16 protein-coding genes and 1 tRNA gene are annotated in these 19696 nt (G+C 67.1%); 5 read left to right on the top strand and 12 right to left on the bottom strand.

Features of this window, described 5'->3' with window-relative positions:
* Window positions 1-38 precede the first annotated feature (38 nt).
* From E6O51_RS07240 to tig, 6 genes are all read right to left on the bottom strand, one after another.
* A tRNA-Val gene (locus E6O51_RS07240) sits at window positions 39-114 on the bottom strand.
* A gap of 45 nt (window positions 115-159) precedes the next feature.
* Complete coding sequence (locus E6O51_RS07235) at window positions 160-432, bottom strand: HU family DNA-binding protein (RefSeq protein ID WP_136384298.1); 273 nt, start codon at window positions 430-432, stop codon at window positions 160-162.
* Window positions 433-663: 231 nt separating this feature from the next.
* Complete coding sequence (gene lon, locus E6O51_RS07230; RefSeq protein WP_136384297.1) at window positions 664-3084, bottom strand: endopeptidase La; 2421 nt, start codon at window positions 3082-3084, stop codon at window positions 664-666.
* Between the two features lie 72 nt (window positions 3085-3156).
* Window positions 3157-4425: an ATP-dependent Clp protease ATP-binding subunit ClpX gene (gene clpX / locus E6O51_RS07225; protein WP_136384296.1), complete on the bottom strand. Its 1269-nt coding sequence runs from the start codon at window positions 4423-4425 to the stop codon at window positions 3157-3159.
* Between the two features lie 19 nt (window positions 4426-4444).
* Complete coding sequence (gene clpP / locus E6O51_RS07220) at window positions 4445-5083, bottom strand: ATP-dependent Clp endopeptidase proteolytic subunit ClpP (RefSeq protein ID WP_136384295.1); 639 nt, start codon at window positions 5081-5083, stop codon at window positions 4445-4447.
* 19 nt (window positions 5084-5102) lie between these two features.
* Window positions 5103-6416 (bottom strand): trigger factor, encoded by a 1314-nt coding sequence (tig, locus tag E6O51_RS07215; protein WP_136384294.1) that lies wholly within the window; start codon window positions 6414-6416, stop codon window positions 5103-5105.
* A gap of 298 nt (window positions 6417-6714) precedes the next feature.
* Between tig and E6O51_RS07210 the strand changes: the two genes are divergently transcribed.
* From E6O51_RS07210 to E6O51_RS07200, 3 genes are all read left to right on the top strand, one after another.
* Window positions 6715-8637: a PrkA family serine protein kinase gene (locus E6O51_RS07210; RefSeq protein ID WP_136384293.1), complete on the top strand. Its 1923-nt coding sequence runs from the start codon at window positions 6715-6717 to the stop codon at window positions 8635-8637.
* A gap of 105 nt (window positions 8638-8742) precedes the next feature.
* The gene (locus E6O51_RS07205) at window positions 8743-10008 is read left to right on the top strand and encodes a YeaH/YhbH family protein (RefSeq protein ID WP_136384292.1); all 1266 of its coding nucleotides are present in this window, start codon (window positions 8743-8745) and stop codon (window positions 10006-10008) included.
* Window positions 10005-11543 (top strand): SpoVR family protein, encoded by a 1539-nt coding sequence (locus E6O51_RS07200; protein ID WP_136384291.1) that lies wholly within the window; start codon window positions 10005-10007, stop codon window positions 11541-11543. Before E6O51_RS07205 ends, E6O51_RS07200 begins: the two co-directional genes overlap by 4 nt.
* Window positions 11544-11577: 34 nt before the next feature.
* On the opposite strand, the gene E6O51_RS07195 is transcribed toward E6O51_RS07200, so the two are convergent.
* A complete protein-coding gene (locus tag E6O51_RS07195) occupies window positions 11578-13374 on the bottom strand; it encodes an EAL domain-containing protein (RefSeq protein WP_136384290.1) in 1797 nt (598 codons plus the stop codon).
* Between the two features lie 123 nt (window positions 13375-13497).
* On the opposite strand from E6O51_RS07195, the gene E6O51_RS07190 reads away from it, so the two are divergent.
* Window positions 13498-15012 carry an NAD(P)H-hydrate dehydratase gene (locus E6O51_RS07190; protein ID WP_136384289.1) on the top strand — a complete coding sequence of 505 codons (1515 nt, stop codon included), beginning with the start codon at window positions 13498-13500 and terminating at the stop codon, window positions 15010-15012.
* Window positions 15013-15077: 65 nt separating this feature from the next.
* Window positions 15078-15962 (top strand): DMT family transporter, encoded by an 885-nt coding sequence (locus E6O51_RS07185; RefSeq protein WP_136384288.1) that lies wholly within the window; start codon window positions 15078-15080, stop codon window positions 15960-15962.
* Between the two features lie 9 nt (window positions 15963-15971).
* Here the strand turns inward: E6O51_RS07185 and E6O51_RS07180 are convergent, their stop codons facing one another.
* Genes E6O51_RS07180 through E6O51_RS07160 form a run of 5 tightly spaced genes read right to left on the bottom strand, consistent with a single transcriptional unit; the run spans window position 15972 to window position 19693 of the window.
* Window positions 15972-16400: an ExbD/TolR family protein gene (locus E6O51_RS07180; RefSeq protein WP_136384287.1), complete on the bottom strand. Its 429-nt coding sequence runs from the start codon at window positions 16398-16400 to the stop codon at window positions 15972-15974.
* Window positions 16401-16419: 19 nt separating this feature from the next.
* Window positions 16420-16839 (bottom strand): ExbD/TolR family protein, encoded by a 420-nt coding sequence (locus E6O51_RS07175; protein WP_136384286.1) that lies wholly within the window; start codon window positions 16837-16839, stop codon window positions 16420-16422.
* On the bottom strand, window positions 16839-17726 hold the full coding sequence (locus E6O51_RS07170) for a MotA/TolQ/ExbB proton channel family protein (RefSeq protein WP_211091345.1): 888 nt from the start codon (window positions 17724-17726) through the stop codon (window positions 16839-16841). The genes E6O51_RS07175 and E6O51_RS07170 overlap by 1 nt, the downstream gene beginning before the upstream one ends.
* A 42-nt stretch (window positions 17727-17768) precedes the next feature.
* Window positions 17769-18422 carry an energy transducer TonB gene (locus E6O51_RS07165; protein ID WP_136384284.1) on the bottom strand — a complete coding sequence of 218 codons (654 nt, stop codon included), beginning with the start codon at window positions 18420-18422 and terminating at the stop codon, window positions 17769-17771.
* Entirely contained in the window at window positions 18419-19693 is a 1275-nt protein-coding gene (locus tag E6O51_RS07160) for an MFS transporter (protein ID WP_136384283.1), read from the bottom strand. Before E6O51_RS07160 ends, E6O51_RS07165 begins: the two co-directional genes overlap by 4 nt.
* Window positions 19694-19696 lie beyond the last annotated feature (3 nt).

The raw sequence follows: 19696 nt of genomic DNA, 5'->3' as shown, positions 1-19696 counted from the left end.
ATGAAAAAGCCCGGAACGCGTCCGGGCTTCAGATATATTGGTGGGTGCTGACGGGATCGAACCGCCGACATCCAGCTTGTAAGGCTAGCGCTCTACCAACTGAGCTAAGCACCCGCGCCGAGCTGGATGCGGGGAGGCATCCCCAACCAGCCGGGCCCGTCAGTTTACTGCATCTTTGAGGGCCTTGCCAGCGCGGAACTTGGGCACCTTGGCCGCCTTGATCTTGATGCTCTTGCCGGTGCGGGGGTTGCGCCCCGTGCGCGCGGCGCGCTCGCCCACGTAGAACGTGCCGAATCCCACCAGCGTCACGCTATCCTTCTTTTTCAGCGCCTGCTTGACTGCCGCAACGGCTGCGTCGAGCGCCTTGCCAGCGGCAGACTTGGAAATTTCGGCCTTGGCGGCGATCTCGTCGATCAGTTCGGATTTGTTCACTTATGCCCCCTTCTTTGGATTCGAATGCAACACGATAAAAATGCGCAATCCCTGAACCGGCGCGGCATTCAGGGCCATTCCAAATGCGTTGAAGCCTGCACGGGCTTTATAGCGCGGTAAATTCGGGCGTGTCAAGCGTGTTACACCCCGGATTCATTCACGTGTTGCGGAAAAGAAAAAGGGCGAAGTGCGCCGGTAGCACACTTCGCCCTGGGCGGAAGCGAACGGCGGTCAGTGGGCGCGGATCTTCTGCGAACCGCCCTCTTCCGTGGCCGCGGCCACGGCCGGAGCCTCGGCCACCTCCACCTCGGGCAGCGGCTCGGGCAGGCGTTCCAGCGCATGCTGCAGCACCTGGTCGATCCACTTCACCGGCACGATGGCGATGGCGTTCTTGATGTTCTCCGGGATTTCCGCCAGATCCTTGACGTTCTCCTCGGGAATCAGCGCCGTGGTGATGCCGCCGCGTACCGCCGCGAGCAGCTTCTCCTTGAGACCGCCGATGGCCAGCACTTCGCCGCGCAGCGTGATCTCGCCGGTCATCGCCACGTCGCAGCGCACCGGAATGCCGGTGAGCACGGACACCAGCGCGGTGGAGATCGCCACGCCGGCCGAAGGGCCGTCCTTGGGAATGGCGCCTTCCGGCAGGTGGATGTGGATGTCGCTCTTCTGGTAGAAGTCGCCGTCGATGCCCAGCGAGCGGGCGCGCTTGCGCACCACCGAGAGCGCGGCCTGGATGGATTCCTGCATGACCTCGCCGAGCTTGCCGGTGGTCATCACCTTGCCCTTGCCGGGCAGCACCACCGCTTCCACGGTGAGCAGCTCGCCGCCGACCTCCGTCCACGCCAGCCCGGTGACCTGGCCGATCTGGTTTTCCTTCTCGGCCATGCCGAAGCTGTACTTGCACACGCCCAGGTACTTGTCCAGGTTCCTGGCGTTGACGACGATCTTCGTCGTGCGCGCGCGCAGCACCAGCGACTTCACGACCTTGCGGCAGATCTTGGAGATCTCGCGCTCCAGGCTGCGCACGCCGGCCTCGCGGGTGTAGTAGCGCACCACGTCGCGCAGCGCGTCCTCGGTCACCGACAGTTCGTCGCGCTTGAGGCCGTTGTTCTTCATCTGCTTGGGCACCAGGTAGCGCTGGGCGATGTTGACCTTTTCGTCCTCGGTATAGCCGGACAGGCGGATCACCTCCATGCGGTCGAGCAGCGGCGCCGGGATGTTCATGGTGTTCGCGGTGGCGACGAACATCACGTCGGAGAGGTCGAAATCGACCTCCACGTAGTGGTCCTGGAAGGTGTGGTTCTGTTCCGGATCCAGCACCTCGAGCAGGGCCGAACTGGGATCGCCGCGGAAGTCCTGGCCGAGCTTGTCCACTTCGTCGAGCAGGAACAGCGGATTCTTGACCCCGACCTTGTTCATGTTCTGCAGAATCTTGCCCGGCATGGAGCCGATGTAGGTACGGCGGTGGCCGCGGATTTCGGCTTCGTCGCGCACACCGCCCAGGGCCATGCGCACGAACTTGCGGTTGGTGGCCTTGGCGATGGACTGGCCCAGCGAGGTCTTGCCCACGCCCGGAGGACCGACCAGGCACAGGATGGGCGCCTTGACCTTGTCCACGCGCTGCTGCACGGCGAGGTATTCGAGGATGCGCTCCTTGACGCGCTCCAGACCGTAGTGGTCCTTGTCGAGCACCTTTTCGGCCTCGACCAGATCCTTGCTGACGCGGGACTTCTTCTTCCACGGCAGGCCGATCATGGTCTCGATGTAGTTGCGCACCACGGTGGCCTCGGCCGACATGGGCGACATCAGGCGCAGCTTCTTGAATTCCGCCTGGGCCTTGGCGAGCGCTTCCTTGGGCATGCCGACGGCCTTGATCTTGCGCTCCATCTCTTCCAGATCGGCACCTTCCTCGCCCTCGCCGAGTTCCTTCTGGATGGCCTTGACCTGCTCGTTGAGGTAGTACTCGCGCTGGCTCTTCTCCATCTGCCGCTTGACGCGGCCACGGATGCGCTTTTCCACCTGCAGGATGTCGAGTTCGGTCTCGAGCTGGGTGAGCAGGCGTTCCAGGCGCTCGCCGGTGTTGAACATCTCCAGCACTTCCTGCTTCTGCTCGAGCTTGAGCGGCAGGTGGGCGGCGATGGTGTCGGCCAGCCGTCCGGCCTCTTCGATGCCCGACAGGGAAGTTAGGATTTCCGGCGGGATCTTCTTGTTGAGCTTCACGTACTGGTCGAACTGGGCAATGATCGCGCGGCGCATCGCCTCGACTTCGTTGTTACCGCCGTCGGACTGCGGAATCGGCGTGACGCGGGCGACGAACACGCTGCGCAGGTCATCCACCGAATCGAGCCGCGCGCGCTGCACGCCTTCGACCAACACCTTGATGGTGCCGTCGGGCAGCTTGAGCATCTGCAGGATGTTGGCGACGCAGCCGATCTCGTAGAGATCCTCGGCGGTGGGCTCGTCCTTGGCGGCGGACTTCTGCGCCACCAGCAGGATGCTCTTGCCCGCCTCCATGGCGTTTTCCAGCGCCTTGATGGATTTCGGGCGGCCCACGAAGAGCGGGATCACCATGTGGGGAAACACCACCACGTCGCGCAGCGGCAGCAGCGGCATTTCCAGTTGTTCGTTGGGGAGGTCAAGCGGGCCCGACATGATTTTTACCCTCTAAAGACGCGTTGAGCCCAGATATGGGCTCAAGCGTGAAATTCAAGCGGCAGGCCCGGATCAGTTGGATCCGGACACCTTCGGCTGATCGGCGTAGATCAGCAGGGGTTTTCCGCCCTCCTCGATGGTGTTCTCGTCGATGACGACCTTTTCCACCGATTTCATCGTAGGCAGTTCGTACATGATGTCCAGCAGCGCCGCCTCCAGGATGGAGCGCAGCCCGCGTGCGCCCGTCTTGCGGCGGATGGCCTTGCGCGCCACCGCATGCAGCGCGGGGGTGCGGAACTCGAGATCCACGCCTTCCATGGAGAACAGCTTCTGGTACTGCTTGACCAGCGCGTTCTTCGGCTCCACGAGGATCTTGATCAGCGCGTCCTCGTCGAGTTCCTGCAGCGTGGCGACCACCGGCAGGCGGCCGACGAACTCGGGAATCAGGCCGAACTTGACCAGGTCCTCGGGCTCCACCTGGCGGAAGGTCTCGGTGAGGTTCTTGCCCTGGCGGCTCTTGACCTCGGCGCCGAAGCCGATGCCGGCCTTCTCGGTGCGGTCGCGGATGACCTTGTCCAGCCCGTCGAAGGCGCCGCCGCAGACGAACAGGATGTTGGTCGTATCGACCTGGATGAAGTCCTGGTTCGGATGCTTGCGCCCGCCCTGGGGCGGAATCGAGGCGATGGTGCCTTCGATCAGCTTGAGCAGCGCCTGCTGCACGCCCTCGCCCGAAACGTCGCGGGTGATGGAGGGGTTGTCCGACTTGCGCGAGATCTTGTCGATCTCGTCGATGTAGACGATGCCGTGCTGGGCGCGCTCCACGTCGTAGTCGCACTTCTGCAGCAGCTTCTGGATGATGTTCTCCACGTCCTCGCCCACGTAGCCGGCTTCGGTGAGGGTGGTGGCGTCGGCCATCACGAAGGGCACGTTGAGCAGGCGCGCCAGGGTCTGCGCGAGCAGGGTCTTGCCGGAACCGGTGGGGCCGATCAGCAGGATGTTGCTCTTGGACAGCTCCACGTCGTCGTCACGCCCGGAGATGTGGCGCAGGCGCTTGTAGTGGTTGTACACCGCCACCGCCAGGTTGCGCTTGGCCTGGCCCTGGCCGATCACGTACTGGTCGAGGATGTCGCAGATCTCCTGCGGCGTGGGCAGGCTGCTGCCCTCGCCCTCCGCACCGCCGTCGCCGGCGATCTCGTCGCGGATGATGTCGTTGCACAGCTCGATGCACTCGTCGCAGATGAAGACCGACGGACCCGCGATCAGCTTGCGGACCTCGTGCTGGCTCTTGCCACAGAACGAGCAGTACAGCAGCTTGTCGCCGCCCGTCTTCTTTTCCGTCATGGTCTTCCTCGCTGGTCGTTCAGGAATCGGTCCGGCTGGTCAGCACCTGGTCCACCAAGCCGTACTCGACGGCGGCGGTCGCCGACATGAAGTTGTCGCGATCGGTGTCCTTCTCGATCTGTTCCACGCTCTGCCCGGTGTGCTTGGCCAGCATGCCGTTCAGCCGCTCGCGCAGGTAGAGGATCTCGCGCGCATGAATCTCGATGTCCGAGGCCTGGCCCTGGAAACCGCCCAGCGGCTGGTGGATCATCACCCGCGAGTTGGGCAGACAGTAGCGCTTGCCCTTCTCGCCGGCGGCCAGCAGGAAGGCACCCATGCTCGCGGCCTGGCCGATGCACAGGGTGCTCACGTGCGGCTTGACGAACTGCATGGTGTCGTAGATGGCCATGCCGGCGGTGACCGAGCCGCCCGGCGAGTTGATGTAGAAGTGGATGTCCTTGTCCGGGTTCTCGGACTCCAGGAACAGGAGCTGGGCGACGATCAGGTTGGCCGTGACGTCGTTGACCGGACCGACCAGGAACACCACCCGCTCCTTCAGGAGGCGCGAATAGATGTCGTAGGCGCGCTCGCCGCGCCCGCTCTGTTCGACCACCATCGGCACCAGGCCGAGGCCGACCGGGTCCCAGTTGCTGCCAAGCTGTGGCGTTGCCTTGTTCATCGCTCGCTCTCTCGCGGCTTCAGGCCGCGTTTCCCATCAGTTCGTCAAAAGACACCGCCTTGTCGGCGGTCTTGGCTTCGGCCACCGCCCAGGCGACCACGTTGTCCTCGATCACCACCGCCTCGGCCTGCGCCAGGCGCTCCGGCTGGGCATAGTACCAGCGCACCAGTTCGGCCGGGTCTTCATAGCTCTGCGCCATGTCCTCGACCAGCGTGCGGATCTGCTCCGGCTTGGCGTGCAGTTCCTTCGCCTTCACCAGTTCGGCCATGATCAGGCCCAGCTTGACCCGGCGCACCGCCTGGTCCATGAACCAGCCCGCGTTCACCGGAATGTCCTTGCCCTTCAGGCCGCGGGCCTCCAGATCGCGTTTGGCGTTGTCGGCCAGTTGCTGGGCTTCCGCCTCGACCAGCGCCTTGGGCACTTCGATCGGGTTGACCGCCAGCAGGGCCTCCATCACCTGTTCCTTCACCTTCGCCTGGATGCGGCGCTTCACTTCACGCACCAGGTTGGCCTTCACTTCCTCGCGCAGCTTGGCCACGTCGCCATCGGCCACGCCCAGCGCACGGGCGAGATCGGCATCGACTTCCGGCAGACGGGGCGCTTCGACCTTCTTGAGCGCCACCTCGAACTGCACCTGTTTGCCGGCCAGTTGCGCGGCATGGTAGTCCTCGGGGAAGGTCATGTCGAAAGTCTTGCTTTCACCCGACTTTAGACCGCGCACCGCGTCCTCGAAATCCTTCAGCATCGAACCGGCGCCCAGCACGAAGGGGAAATCCTGCGCCTGGCCACCCTCGAACACCTCGCCATCCTTGCGGCCGGTGAAATCGATCACCACCCGGTCGCCGTCCTCGGCCGCCTTGTCGGCCGCTTCATACGTGGTGCGCTGCTTGCGCAGCACGTCCAGGGTCTTGTCCACTTCCGCCTCGCCCACTTCCAGCAGCGGGCGCTCGATGGCCTGGCTGGACAGGTCGCCCAGGGCGACTTCCGGATAGACCTCGAACACCGCGGTGAATGCGAGCACTTCCACAGCGCCCTCGCCTTCGCCCTGCTTCGGCTCGATGCGCGGATAACCAGCCACACGCAAGTTCTGTTCCCGAACCTGTTCGACGAAAGCCTTCTCCACCGCGGCACCGATCGCCTCAGAGCGCGCCTGGGCGCCATGGGTCTGCTCGACGATCTTCAGCGGCACCTTGCCGGGACGGAAGCCGGGCATCTTCACGGTGCGCGCCATGCGCTTCAGACGGGTGGCCACTTCCTGTTCGATGGCCGCCGCCGGCACGGACATGTCGATACGGCGCTCGAGCGAGCTTTGCGATTCCTGGTTGGTTTGCATTAAATGATCCCTGAGAAGTCAATGATTGCGCCCGCGCCGCCCGGGGTGCGGCTGTGCCGGCGGCGAGCCGGGAATATGCGGACGCATGTTGCGAACAAACCTGGATTCTAACACAGGGCCTGGGCCTTCCTTCCAGCGCCCGGCGGGCGGAGAATGGGGCGCGGGCCTTTGCAACACTGGCCCTCGCAAGGCACGGAACTCGGGGCATGGACCTCTATCTCACGAGTGATGCCGGCACGGTCCGGTCGGCGCCGACCCCGGGCGCCGCAAGCTGTACCCACAACGGAGGAACGGCGACATGAGCATCTTCAATGCGTACCAGACGCGTTTCGAATCGGCCCGTGAAGAAGAGATGTCGATCCAGGAATACCTGGAACTGTGCAAGCACGACCGGTCGGCCTACGCCACCTCCGCCGAGCGCATGCTGATGGCGATCGGCGAGCCGGAACTGGTCGACACGCGGCTCGATCCACGCCTGTCGCGCATCTTCTCCAACAAGGTGCTGCGCCTCTATCCGGCCTTCCGCGACTTCTACGGCATGGAGGAAGTCATCGAGCACATCGTGTCGTACTTCCGACACGGCGCGCAGGGGCTGGAGGAAAAGAAACAGATCCTCTACCTGCTCGGACCGGTGGGCGGCGGCAAGTCCTCCCTGGCCGAAAAACTGAAGAGCCTGATCGAGAAGGTGCCCTTCTACGCCATCAAGGGCTCGCCGGTACACGAATCGCCGCTGGGGCTCTTCGACCCGCAGGAAGACGGCGCGCTGCTGGAGGACGACTTCGGCATCCCGCGGCGTTACCTCAACACCATCATGAGCCCGTGGGCGGTGAAGCGCCTGCACGAGTTCGGCGGCGACATCACCAGGTTCCGCGTGGTCAAGCTGCGCCCCTCGGTGCTGCGCCAGATCGCGGTGGCCAAGACCGAGCCTGGCGACGAGAACAACCAGGACATCTCCTCGCTGGTGGGCAAGATCGACATCCGCAAGCTCGAAGAGTATTCCCAGGACGACCCGGACGCCTACAGCTACTCCGGCGGCCTGTGCCTGGCCAACCGCGGCCTGCTGGAGTTCGTGGAGATGTTCAAGGCGCCGATCAAGGTGCTGCACCCCTTGCTCACCGCCACCCAGGAAGGCAACTACAAGGGCACCGAGGGCTTCGGCGCGATCCCCTTCGACGGCATCGTGATGGCCCACTCCAACGAGTCCGAATGGGTCGCGTTCAAGAACAACAAGAACAACGAGGCCTTCCTCGACCGCATCTTCACGGTCAAGGTGCCCTACTGCCTGCGCGTTTCCGACGAGATCCGCATCTACGACAAGCTGCTCGTGCACAGTTCCCTGTCGGAAGCGCCGTGCGCCCCGGACACGCTGCGCATGATGGCGCAGTTCGCCGTGCTGTCGCGTCTGAAGGAGCCGGAGAATTCCAGCATCTATTCCAAGATGCGGGTGTACGACGGCGAAAACCTCAAGGACACCGATCCCAAGGCCAAGAGCTTCCAGGAATACCGCGACTACGCCGGGGTGGACGAAGGCATGACCGGGCTGTCCACGCGCTTCGCCTTCAAGGTGCTGTCACGGGTGTTCAACTTCGACCACCGCGAGGTGGCGGCCAATCCGGTACACCTGATGTACGTATTGGAACAGCAGATCGAGCAGGAACAGTACACGCCGGAGACCGAGGCGCGCTACCTGGGCTTCATCAAGGAGTTCCTCGCCCCGCGCTACGCCGAGTTCATCGGCAAGGAAATCCAGACCGCCTACCTGGAGAGCTACTCCGAGTACGGCCAGAACATCTTCGACCGCTACTGCACCTACGCCGACTTCTGGATCCAGGACCAGGAATTCCGCGACCCCAACACCGGCGAGATCCTCGACCGCAACGCGCTCAACGACGAACTGGAAAAGATCGAGAAGCCGGCCGGCATCAGCAACCCGAAGGACTTCCGCAACGAGGTGGTGAACTTCGTGCTGCGCGCCCGGGCCAAGAACGGCGGCAAGAATCCGAGCTGGACCAGCTACGAGAAGCTGCGCGGCGTGATCGAGAAGAAGATGTTCTCCAACACCGAGGACCTGCTGCCGGTCATCAGTTTCAACGCCAAGGCCAGCGGCGACGAGCAGAAGAAGCACCAGGACTTCGTCAACCGCATGATCGAGAAGGGCTACACCGAGAAGCAGGTGCGCCTGCTGTGCGAGTGGTATCTGCGCGTGCGCAAGAGCACCTGAGCCCGTCCCGGCGCGGAGCCGGGACGAACGGGCGCCGGACCTCCCGGCGCCCCAACGATTCGATGCGCGCGGGCCGCACGGCCTGCGTGCCGGAGTGACGCTCACATGGTCCGCATCATCGACCGGCGGTTCGACAGCAAGAACAAGAGCGCGGTGAACCGCCAGCGCTTCATGCGCCGTTTCCGCCACCAGATCCGCCGCGCGGTGTCGGAAGCCATCCAGGGCCGCTCCATCCGCGACCTGGACAATGGCGAACAGGTCTCCATCCCGGCCCGCGACCTGTCCGAGCCCCATTTCCAGCACGGGCGCGGCGGCGTGCGCGAGCAGGTCTATGCGGGCAACGACCAGTTTTCCTCCGGCGACCACGTCCGGCGTCCGCTCGAAGGTGGCGGCGGCAGCGGCCAGGGCAAGGCGAGCAACGAGGGCGAGCACGAGGACGACTTCGTCTTCCAGCTCTCGCGGGAGGAGTTCCTCGATCTCTTCTTCGACGACCTCGCTCTGCCCAACCTGGTGCGTACCCAGCTCGCCCGCATCACCGACTACAAGACCCGCCGCGCCGGCTTCACGGCCGATGGCACGCCGGCCAACATCAACATCGTGCGCTCCATGCGCGGGGCGCTGGGTCGCCGGCTGGCACTGGGCGCACCATGGGCCGCGCGCCTGCGCGAGGTGCAGCGCGAACTGGAGAAGCTGATCGCCGCCGAGGGCGAAGACGGCGAAGGCGTGCAGGCCCTGCGGGAGGAGATCACCCGGCTGCGCGCGCGCATCGAAGGCATCCCCTTCATCGACAGCTTCGACCTGCGCTACAACAACCGCGTCAAGGTGCCCATCCCCTCCACCAGCGCGGTGATGTTCTGCGTGATGGACGTCTCCGGCTCCATGGACGAGGAGAAGAAGTCCATCGCCAAGCGCTTCTTCATGCTGCTCTACCTTTTCCTGACGCGCAGCTACGAACACATCGACGTGGTGTTCATCCGCCACCACACGGTGGCCAAGGAAGTGGACGAGGACGAGTTCTTCCACTCCCGCGAATCCGGCGGCACGGTGGTCTCCAGCGCGCTCAACCTGATGCACGAGGTCATCATGGACCGCTACGGCGGCGGGCAGTGGAACATCTACGGCGCGCAGGCCTCCGACGGCGACAACTGGGACAACGACTCGCCCGTGTGCCGCCAGGTGCTCGACGGGCACATCCTGCCCTGGTGTCAGCACTTCGCCTACATCGAGATCACCCCGGGCGAGCCGCAGAACCTGTGGCGCGAGTACGAACGCCTGCTGGGCAGCCACCGCAACTTCGCCATGCAGCGCATCGAGACGCCGGCCGACATCTACCCGGTATTCCGCGAACTGTTCAAGAAGACCCTGGTATGAAGAAGCGCGCCCCCAGCCGCAGGACGCCCCTGCCGGCCTCCTCGGAATGGACGCTGGAGGCCATCGACCGCTACCATGAGGAGATCGCGCGCGTGGCGGCGGAATTCGGCCTCGACACCTACCCGGTGCAGATCGAGATCATCACCGCCGAGCAGATGATGGACGCCTACGCCTCGGTGGGCATGCCGGTGAACTACCACCACTGGTCCTTCGGCAAGCAATTCCTCTCCACCGAGAAGGGCTACCGGCGCGGCCAGATGGGCCTGGCCTACGAGATCGTGATCAACTCCAACCCCTGCATCGCCTACCTGATGGAGGAGAACACGCTCACCATGCAGGGCCTGGTGATCGCCCACGCGGCCTACGGCCACAACAGCTTCTTCAAGGGCAACTACCTGTTCCGCACCTGGACCAATGCGGACGCGATCATCGACTACCTGATCTTCGCGCGCAATTACATCGCCGAATGCGAGGAGCGCTACGGCGAGGAAGAGGTGGAACTGCTGCTCGACTCCTGCCACGCGCTGATGAACCTGGGCGTGGACCGCTACAAGCGCCCGCCCAAGCTCTCGCTGGCCAAGGAGAAGCTGCGCCAGCGCGAACGGGAGGAATACCTGCAGGGCCAGGTCAACGAGTTGTGGCGCACCCTGCCCGTCCAGGAAGTGCAACAGGACACGGGCGGGCGGCGGCGCTTCCCCGCCGAGCCGGAAGAGAATCTGCTCTATTTCATCGAAAAGCACGCCCCGCTGCTGGAACCCTGGCAGCGGGAGGTGGTGCGCATCGTGCGCAAGATCGCCCAGTACTTCTTCCCCCAGCGCCAGACCCAGGTGATGAACGAGGGCTGGGCCAGCTTCTGGCACTACACCCTGCTCAACCGCCTGTACGACGAAGGCCTGCTGGCCGACAGCTTCATGCTGGAATTCCTGCAGTCCCACACCAACGTGGTGTACCAGCCGCCCTACAACAGCCGCTGGTACGGCGGCATCAACCCCTACGCGCTGGGCTTCGCCATGTGGCAGGACATCCGCCGCATCTGCGAAGAGCCCACCGACGAAGACCGCCAGTGGTTCCCGGACATCGCCGGCGGCAACTGGCTGGAAGTGTTCGATTTCGCCATGCGCAACTTCAAGGACGAGAGCTTCATCGCCCAGTACCTGTCGCCCAAGGTCATGCGCGACCTGCGCCTGTTCGCGGTGCTCGACGACGAGCGCGAGGACACCCTGGAGATTTCCGCCATCCACGACGAAGGCGGCTACCGCCGGGTGCGCGCGATGCTGTCCGAGCAGTACAACCTGGGCAGCCGCGAGCCGAACATCCAGGTGTGGAACGTGGACCTGCGCGGCGACCGCTCCCTCACCCTGCGCCACCAGCAATACCAGCGCCGGCCGCTGGGCGACACCACCGACGAGGTCATGAAGCACATCGCCCGCCTGTGGGGCTTCACCGTGCGCCTCGAAAGCGTGGACGAGGACGGCGGGGTGGAACTGCTGGACGAAGTGCGCAACGAGAAGCGGCGCAACCACAACGGCGACTGAACGCCGGCGCCCGTGCGCAGCCGCAGGGCTGCGCTCAGCCCGCCGCTTCCAGCACCATCCTCACCCACCGTCCCGGCACCACGTGGATGCCGCTGCCGGCCTGCTTGGCCACTTTCTTGGCCGCGGCGGCGGCCGAAGCGACCTCTTCCGGCGAATGGAACTGCCCGGCGGTCACATGCACCACGCCGGCAGCCACCGTGGTGAGCGGAAACAGCACCTTGAAGCCGCGCCGGTCCTCGCTCTCGAAGCCGTCGCGGGCCAGCTCCCCGGCGTCGAACAGGTCGCGCGCGCGGCGGTTGAACTCGTATACCGCGCGCTCGCAGCGCAGCCGCCAGTCCTCGCTCTGGAACAGCACCACGAAGTCGTCGCCGCCCACGTGGCCGACGAAGTCCTGCGAGAGGTCGGCATGGGCGGCGATCACCTGGGCCGCGAGCTTGATCATCTCGTCGCCGCGCCAATAGCCGTAGAGGTCGTTGTAGGGCTTGAAGTTGTTCAGGTCGAAGTAGCAGGCGGCGAACTCGGCCTCGGCGTCGAGCAGGCGGCGGATGTGCTCGGTGATCGGAATGTTGCCGGGCAGGAAAGTCAGCGGGTTGGCGTGGCGCGCCGCCTCGATGCGCCGTTCGGTCACCGCGCGCACCAGGCTCTCGCCGGTGGCGAGCCCCGCGTAGCGGCCGTCCTCGGTGATGATGAAGCCCTCGTAGAGATAGCGCTGGTCGTCGCCGGTCAGCACCGAGATCAGCGAATCCATCGGCGCGCTCGCCTCCACGCGCAGCGGCGTGGCGTTCATGAAGAGCGTGCACGGCCGCCGGCCGTAGAGTTCGCGCGAATACGGCTGGGCGAACTTGTCCACGAAGTTGCGCCGGTTGATCAGACCGATCGGATAGTGGTTCTCCACCACCGCCACCGCGTGCAGGTCCGGGTGGCGGGCGAACACCTGCATCAGCTCGGTGTTGGTCGCCGCTGCCGGAATGGTGGGCCCCTGCACCTTCAGCCGGCCGATGGTTTCCGCCATGTCCGGGCGCGGCGTGGAGTTCGGCAGCACCGCGATCTTGGACGAGGCCAGCACCGCGCGCGCCGGCTCGGCCACCACCGACTCCGGTTGCGCCACCGGCCGCCCGAAGAGGTAGCCCTGCCCGTAGTGGCAACCCAGGTCGCGCAGCACGCCCAGTTCCTCGGCCTCCTCCACGCCTTCGGCCACCAGCGGGGTGCCGAAGACGGCCGACAGCCCGAGGAGGGCACGGATCACCTCGACCTTGCGGCTGTCGCGATGGATGCCGCGCACGAAGAACTTGTCCAGCTTCACCACCTGCGGCTTGAGCTGCGCCCACAGGCGCAGGCTGGAGCGTCCGTCGCCGAAGTCGTCGAGCGCCAGTCCCACGCCCTGGCTGGCCAGCGCGGCAAAGGTGTTCTGCAGCGCATCCACGTCCTCGACGCGTTCGTGTTCGGTGAGCTCCAGCGTGAGGCGCGACGGTGCCAGGCCGGCGTCCACCGCACAGCGCAGCAGCACGCCCCCGCCCTCGCGCCCGAAGGCGCTGATCGCCGGTGCGCTGAGATTGAGGAACAGCTTGCCGGACAGGTGCAGCGCGGCAAAGGCCCTCATCGCACCGGTGCATGCGGCCACCTCCAGCTCCATCGCCAGGCCGCAGTGCTTGGCCACGCGCAGCAGGTCGTCGGGCATTTCCAGCGGGGTGCCGGCAGGGCCGCGCATCAAGGCCTCGTAGCCCAGGATGGTGGCCCGGGCGATGTCCACGATGGGCTGGAACACGTAGTGCAAGGCCTGCCGGTCCAGTATCTGGCGCAGCCGTACCGCGAGTCCCGCGTTGTGCAGCATGGTGCCTCCGGTCGCAGTGAGCGGCGCGATTGTGCCCGACGCAGGTGAAGCTTCGATGACCGCCACGCCGCCACGGGGCACAAGGCCTTACAATCGGAACTCGTTATCCAAGGCCCAGCGTCCATGTTCCTGCCCGCCCCGCCCATCTACCCGGTTGCCGGCATCCGCGAAATCGAGGCGAGGGTCATGCCGGGCGCCAAACCTTCGCTGATGGAACGCGCCGGCCGTGCCGCGGCCGAGGACGCGGTGCGCCTCATCATCGACCGTCCCGGCCCCATCCTGGTGGCTTGCGGACCGGGCAACAACGGCGGCGACGGCTTCGTGCTGGCGCGCCACTTCCGCCAGGCCGGCCGCGAGGTGCTCGCCGCCTTCGCCGACGATCCCGCCCGCCTGCCGCCGGACGCCGCCAAGGCGCTGGCGGACTTCCGCGCCAGCGGCGGCGAGCCGGTGTCCAGCCTGCCCTCGGCGCCGGCCGACGGCTGGGCGCTGGTCGTCGATGCCCTGTTCGGCATCGGCCTCGGCCGCCCGCTCACCGGCCGCCACGCCGAATGGATCGCCGCTCTCAGCCACCTGCCTGCGCCGCGCCTCGCGCTCGACATGCCGAGCGGACTCGACGCCGATACCGGCCGGGTGCTCGGCACCGCTTTTCGCGCCACCAACACCACCACCTTCATCGCCCTCAAGCCCGGCCTGCTGACCCTGGACGGGCCGGACCACGCCGGCGACGTCTCCGTGCAGCGCCTGGACGTGGATGCGGCGGGCTGGCTCGAACCGCTCGGCCACGCGGTGCGGCCCAGCCTGTTCAGCACCCTGCTGGCGCCGCGCCTGCGCAACACGCACAAGGGCGACTACGGCGACGCCGGCATCCTCGGCGGCGATGCGGGCATGTGCGGTGCCGCCCTGCTCGCTGCGCGCGCCGCGCTGTGGCTGGGCGCCGGCCGCGTCTATGCGGGGCTCCTCGACCCCCACGCCCCGCCGGTGGACGTGGCCCGCCCGGAACTGATGCTGCGTCCGGCCGCCGCACTGCCCGGACACCTGAGCGCCCTCGCGGTCGGTCCCGGGCTGGGCCAGTCCGGGGCCGCCGCCGCATTGCTGCGCGAGGCCATCGCCCGCGACGTGCCGCTGGTGCTCGACGCCGACGCGCTCAACCTGCTCGCCGCCGACCCCGCCCTGCAACGCGCGCTGGCCGGCCGCGCCGCACCCACCCTCATCACCCCGCACCCGGCCGAAGCCGGGCGGCTCCTCGGCCGCGACACCGCCGCGGTGCAGGCCGACCGGGTCGCCGCGGCGCTGGAGCTGGCCGCGCGCTACCGTGCCCATGCCGTGCTCAAGGGCTGCGGCAGCATCGTGGCCTGTACCGATGGGCACTGGTACATCAACGGCAGCGGCCATCCCGGCATGGCCAGCGCCGGCATGGGCGACGTGCTGACCGGCCTCATCACCGCCCTCCTCGCGCAGGGCTGGCCGGCCGACCGCGCGCTGATCGCCGCGGTGCACCTGCACGGCGCAGCCGGCGACCGCCTCGCGCGCGAAGGCATCGGCCCCGTCGGGCTGAGCGCCAGCGAACTCGTGGACACCGCGCGTGGCGTGTTCAACGGCTGGATGGTGGAAGCCAACCGCAGCGGCAACGGCGGCTGAAGCGCACTTTCCAGACCTTTCCGACCACTGCGCGCGTCCGGTTCCCGCCCTTCTGCGCCCTCTCCATGCCCGCATCCGCCCCCGCCACCCTGCGCAGCATCGCCACGCTGCTCGGCGCCCTGTTCCTGTTCGTGCTGCTGGATGCCACCGCCAAGCACCTGAGCCGGACCTATCCGGTGCCCATGCTGGTGTGGGGACGCTACCTGGTGCACTTCGTGCTGATGGCGGCGCTGCTCGGCCCCTCGATGGGCGGCCGGCTGGTGTCCACCGACCGTCCGGCACGCCAGGTGTTGCGCGCCCTGTGCCTGCTGGCGGTCACCTTCCTCACCATGGCGGCGCTGGCGCGCATGCCGCTCGCGGAAACCAACGCCATCGTGTTCACCGCGCCGCTGCTCGTCACCCTGCTCGCCCGCCCCATCCTGGGGGAACGGATCGGCGCACTGCGCTGGGCCGCCGTGCTTGTCGGCTTCGCCGGCGTGCTGCTGATCGTCCGCCCGGGCAACGGACTGGTCGCGGAAGGCGTGCTGCTCGCGCTCGCCAGTGCCGTGTGCTACGCGATTTACCAGATCCTCACGCGGCAACTGACCGCCACCGAAAGCCCGGTGACCATGCTGTTCTACACCGCCCTGGTCGGGACCGCGGGCATGACGCTGCTGCTGCCCTGGATCTGGAGCGGCCCGCTGCCCGACGTCACCGACGCACTGCTGATCGCCTCGCTGGGCATCAACGGCGGCGCCGGCCACTTCCTGCTCATCCGCGCCTTCCGCGACGCGCCCGCCTCCACCCTGTCGCCCATCCTCTACGTGCAACTGATGTGGGCCATGCTGGTGGGCTGGCTGGCCTTCGACCACTTCCCGGATGGCCCGGCTCTGGCCGGCATCCTCACCATAGGCGGTGCGGGCGCCATGATCGCACTGCAGGGGCGACGGGACGGGCGGAAGCGGAGGTGACGCTCCCGCCTACAGGAACTGCTCGGCGCCGACCAACCCGATCCGGGTGAGGCCGTTGCGCTGCACCGCCGCCATCACCGCAGCCACACGCTGGTAGGGCACGGCCCGGTCTGGACGGATATGCAGTTCGGGCTGGGTCGCCTGCCCGGCCGCCGAGGCCAGACGGCTCTCCAGCGCTGCCAGCCCCTCGAGCGCTTCGCCGTTCCAGTGGATCACCCCATTTCCCTCGATGTTGATCCGCACTACTTCCGGCTCCACCACCGGCGGGGGCGGATTGCCTTGGGGCAGGTTCAGGTCCACCGAATGCAACTGGATCGGGATGGTGACGATCAGCATGATCAGCAGCACCAGCATCACGTCGATCAGCGGCGTGGTATTGATGTCGATCATCACCTCCGGCTCGCCCGCCGGCGAGGGGCTTTGCAGATTCATTCCCATTGAAGTCACCCTCCTCCGTTCAGCCGCGCGGCGGCGGCTCGGTGATGAAGCCGATCTTGAGTATCCCCGCGCGCTGGCAGGCCAGCACCACCCGCCCCACGTGTTCGTAGGGCGCGGCGCCGTCGCCGCGGATCTGCACTTCCGGCTGGGGCTGGATCACGGCGATGGTTTTCAGGCGCTCCACCAGGGTTGCGTTGGTGAGCGGCTCCTGGTTCCAGAACACCGTGCCCTCGCGGGTCACCGACAAATTGATGTTCTCCGGCTTGGTCTGGCGCGGCTGGTTGGTTTCCCTGGGCAGTTCCACCGGCACCGTATGGGTGGCCACCGGAATGGTGATCAGGAAGATGATCAAGAGCACCAGCATCACGTCCACCAGCGGCGTAGTGTTGATCGCCGAGATGGCTTCGTCCTCCTCGGCCGCACCGACGTTCATGCCCATCAGCGCCCCTCCCCGCCCTGGGCGGCGGCCGCGGTGCGCGCGTTGCCCCCGCCCAGCAGCACCGCGTGCAGGTCCGCCCCGAAGGCGCGCACTTCGTCCAGGGAAGCCTTGTTGCGCCGTACCAGCCAGTTGTAGCCCAGCACCGCCGGCACGGCCACAGCCAGGCCGATGGCGGTCATGATCAGGGCCTCGCCCACCGGGCCAGCCACTTTGTCGATACTGGCCTGGCCGGCGATGCCGATGGCGGTCAGCGCGTGGTAGATGCCCCACACGGTGCCGAACAGGCCGATGAACGGGGCGGTGGAGCCCACCGTGGCGAGCAGCGCCAGACCGTCCTGCAGGCGGCTGTGCACGTTCTCGATGGCGCGCTGGATGGATTGGCCCACCCAGGTGTTCAGGTCGATATGCTCGAACAATCCGGTGTGGTGTTCCTTGGCTTCCAGGCCGGACTGGGCGATGAAGTGGAAGGCGCCGCGGGGGTTGAGCGCCGCGGTGGCCTGCTGCAGGCCGCCGGCGGTCCAGAATTTGCGCTTGGCTTCGCGGGCGAGGCGGCGCAGCTTGTGCTGTTCGTAGAGCTTGGTGACGATGACGTACCAACTGGCCGCCGACATGACCACCAGGATGATCAGGGTGCCCTTGGCCACTGCGTCGCCCTGCGCCCACAGGGCTTCCAGACCGTAGGGGTTGAGGACGGCTTCGCCTTCGGCCGCCGGCGCGGCGGCGGGCGGGACGGGCGGCAAGGAGGTTTCCGGTACGGCCGCCTGCGCTTCGGCCGACGGCACTGTTTCCGCGCCGTTGGGGCCATCCTGGGCGAAGGCCGGCGCCGGCAGCGCCAAGCCTGCCGCGAGAAGCAAACTGCGCAGTGCGCGGATCAATGAATTGTTCATGACGTTCTCCATCTGGGGTCGGGTAGGAATCCTGGGCTGCCGTCAGCCGTCGAGGGCGAAGCGGAACGGCACGGTGACGCGCACCGGCTGCCCCTGGCCGACGCACTTGAGCCGGCGCACCGCGGCCAGCACCACGTCGTCGAATACCGCGTTGCTCGATTCGACGATGCGCACGCTGCCGATGGCGCCGCCTGCATCGACGATGAATTCCACCGCCACGTCGCCGCTCAGGTTGCGGCGCAGGGCCTGGCGCGGATAGGGCACGCTGCCGCGGATGGCGAGGTGGTTGGGGCAGGTCACGCCGATGGCCGCGGCCACCGGCCGGGCGGGCGCCGGCGGCGCGGGTGGGGCCGGCGGGGCCGGGGGCGGCGGTTCGGCCTGGGTCACGGTGATGGTGGGCGGCGGTTCGGCCGGAGCCTCCACCACCACCTCCGGCGGCGGTACGTAGGCCGGCGGCGGCGGCGCCGGCCGGGGGCGCTGGACGATGCGCCTGACCTCGGGCGGGGGCGGCGGCGGGGGCGGCGGCGGTTTGACCTCCTCGATCAGGCGCACGTCCAGCGGCGCCTTGAAGACCTTGACCACCTCGCGCGCCAGGCCGTTGATCAGCGCATGGACGACGAGTACGTGCAGGACGATCACGAACACGATGCCGATCAGGTGGCGGCGCGGGTCTCTCTGGCGTAGCGCGTAGCTCATTTTTGCTCGGTATTCTCCAGATCAGCGGGGCCGGATGCGGAAGGCGGCCACTCCCCGTGGCGACGGGCGAGCACGGCGACGACCAGCACGGCGTAGGCGGCCGCGCACCCCCCGATCAGCAGGCCGAGCGGGTAGCGGCTGCCCGCCTGGGCGATGCAGAAGGCGCTGATCGCCGGGCCGGTGCGGAACACCAAGCCGTACAGGGCCAGCACCCGGCCGCGCAGGGCGCATTCGCTGTACAACTGGCACAGGGACTGCATGGAGACGTTGCAGATCACGTGGCAGAAGCCCGCTGCGGCGATTGCCCCCAGCGCCAGCACGGGCCGGGCGGTGGATACGAAGACCAGCAGAGCGGCGCAGATGCCCAGGCTGGCGGCGCACAGGATGCGCATCAGGGCCCGGCCGCCGTTGCGCCGCAGCATCAGCACGGCGCCACTCAACGCGCCCAGCCCCTGCAGGCTCATCAGCATGGACAGCAGGCCGGGGCCACCCTCGAAGACCTTGCCGACGAAGGCCGGCAGCAGGTCCACGAACAGGGGCCGGGCCAGAAACGAGAAGCCGAGCACCAGCACGAACAGGCCGGCGATCTGCGGCGTGCGCGTCACGTAGCGGAAGCCCTCGCGCACGTCCTCCGCGAAGGCCGTCCCGCGCGCCGGCGGCGGACGGTCCACCCAGCGGCGCAGATGGAACAGGGCAGCGAACATGGCGAGGAAGGACAGCGCGTTGAGGGCGAACACGGGGGCCACGCCGCCGGCCCCGTGCATGACCAGGCCCGCCACCGCCGGCCCCGCGCTGATCGCCAGGGCGATGGTGATGGCCGAGGTGGCGACCGCCTGGGATAGCCGTTCCGGCGGGGCCAGCAGGCCGGGCAGCAGCATCTGCGCCGGCTGGCTGAAACCACGCAGGCTGCCTTCGGCCAGGACGAACAGCAGCAGCACGTGGATGTTCAGCCCGCCGTACAGTGTGGTCAGGCACAAGGCCGTGGCGAGCAGCATCGCGGCGCCTTCGGTGATCGACAGCAGGCGCCGCGGGCTGCTGCGGTCGATAAGCGTGCCGGCCAGCGGGGCGACCCACAGGGCGGCGATCAGGTCCACCAGGGCCAGCACGCCCACCCAGGCGACCGAATGGGTCAGCTCCCACACCATCCAGCCGATGCCCGTCTTCTGCGCCCAAGTGCCGGCGAAGGAGATGCCGCTGCCCAGGCAGAACAGCACGAAGTTGCGCGCGGGCGGCGTGGCCGGCGGCGGCGGCTCCGGTACGGTCGGTTCCATCGA

Source organism: Pseudothauera rhizosphaerae, from assembly GCF_004801305.1.
Lineage (GTDB): Bacteria > Pseudomonadota > Gammaproteobacteria > Burkholderiales > Rhodocyclaceae > Pseudothauera > Pseudothauera rhizosphaerae.
This window is presented reverse-complemented; position numbering and strand designations above follow the sequence as displayed.

Excerpts from the sequence above, each read along its gene's own strand:
- E6O51_RS07165 (WP_136384284.1), bottom strand. The coding sequence starts at position 18,422 with ATGAGCTACGCGCTACGCCAGAGAGACCCGCGCCGCCACCTGATCGGC.
- E6O51_RS07200 (WP_136384291.1), top strand. The coding sequence starts at position 10,005 with ATGAAGAAGCGCGCCCCCAGCCGCAGGACGCCCCTGCCGGCCTCCTCG.
- E6O51_RS07205 (WP_136384292.1), top strand. The coding sequence starts at position 8,743 with ATGGTCCGCATCATCGACCGGCGGTTCGACAGCAAGAACAAGAGCGCG.
- E6O51_RS07180 (WP_136384287.1), bottom strand. The coding sequence starts at position 16,400 with ATGGGAATGAATCTGCAAAGCCCCTCGCCGGCGGGCGAGCCGGAGGTG.
- E6O51_RS07185 (WP_136384288.1), top strand. The coding sequence starts at position 15,078 with ATGCCCGCATCCGCCCCCGCCACCCTGCGCAGCATCGCCACGCTGCTC.
- E6O51_RS07210 (WP_136384293.1), top strand. The coding sequence starts at position 6,715 with ATGAGCATCTTCAATGCGTACCAGACGCGTTTCGAATCGGCCCGTGAA.
- E6O51_RS07170 (WP_211091345.1), bottom strand. The coding sequence starts at position 17,726 with ATGAACAATTCATTGATCCGCGCACTGCGCAGTTTGCTTCTCGCGGCA.
- lon (WP_136384297.1), bottom strand. The coding sequence starts at position 3,084 with ATGTCGGGCCCGCTTGACCTCCCCAACGAACAACTGGAAATGCCGCTG.
- E6O51_RS07190 (WP_136384289.1), top strand. The coding sequence starts at position 13,498 with ATGTTCCTGCCCGCCCCGCCCATCTACCCGGTTGCCGGCATCCGCGAA.
- clpX (WP_136384296.1), bottom strand. The coding sequence starts at position 4,425 with ATGACGGAAAAGAAGACGGGCGGCGACAAGCTGCTGTACTGCTCGTTC.
- E6O51_RS07175 (WP_136384286.1), bottom strand. The coding sequence starts at position 16,839 with ATGGGCATGAACGTCGGTGCGGCCGAGGAGGACGAAGCCATCTCGGCG.
- E6O51_RS07160 (WP_136384283.1), bottom strand. The coding sequence starts at position 19,693 with ATGGAACCGACCGTACCGGAGCCGCCGCCGCCGGCCACGCCGCCCGCG.
- clpP (WP_136384295.1), bottom strand. The coding sequence starts at position 5,083 with ATGAACAAGGCAACGCCACAGCTTGGCAGCAACTGGGACCCGGTCGGC.
- E6O51_RS07195 (WP_136384290.1), bottom strand. The coding sequence starts at position 13,374 with ATGCTGCACAACGCGGGACTCGCGGTACGGCTGCGCCAGATACTGGAC.
- tig (WP_136384294.1), bottom strand. The coding sequence starts at position 6,416 with ATGCAAACCAACCAGGAATCGCAAAGCTCGCTCGAGCGCCGTATCGAC.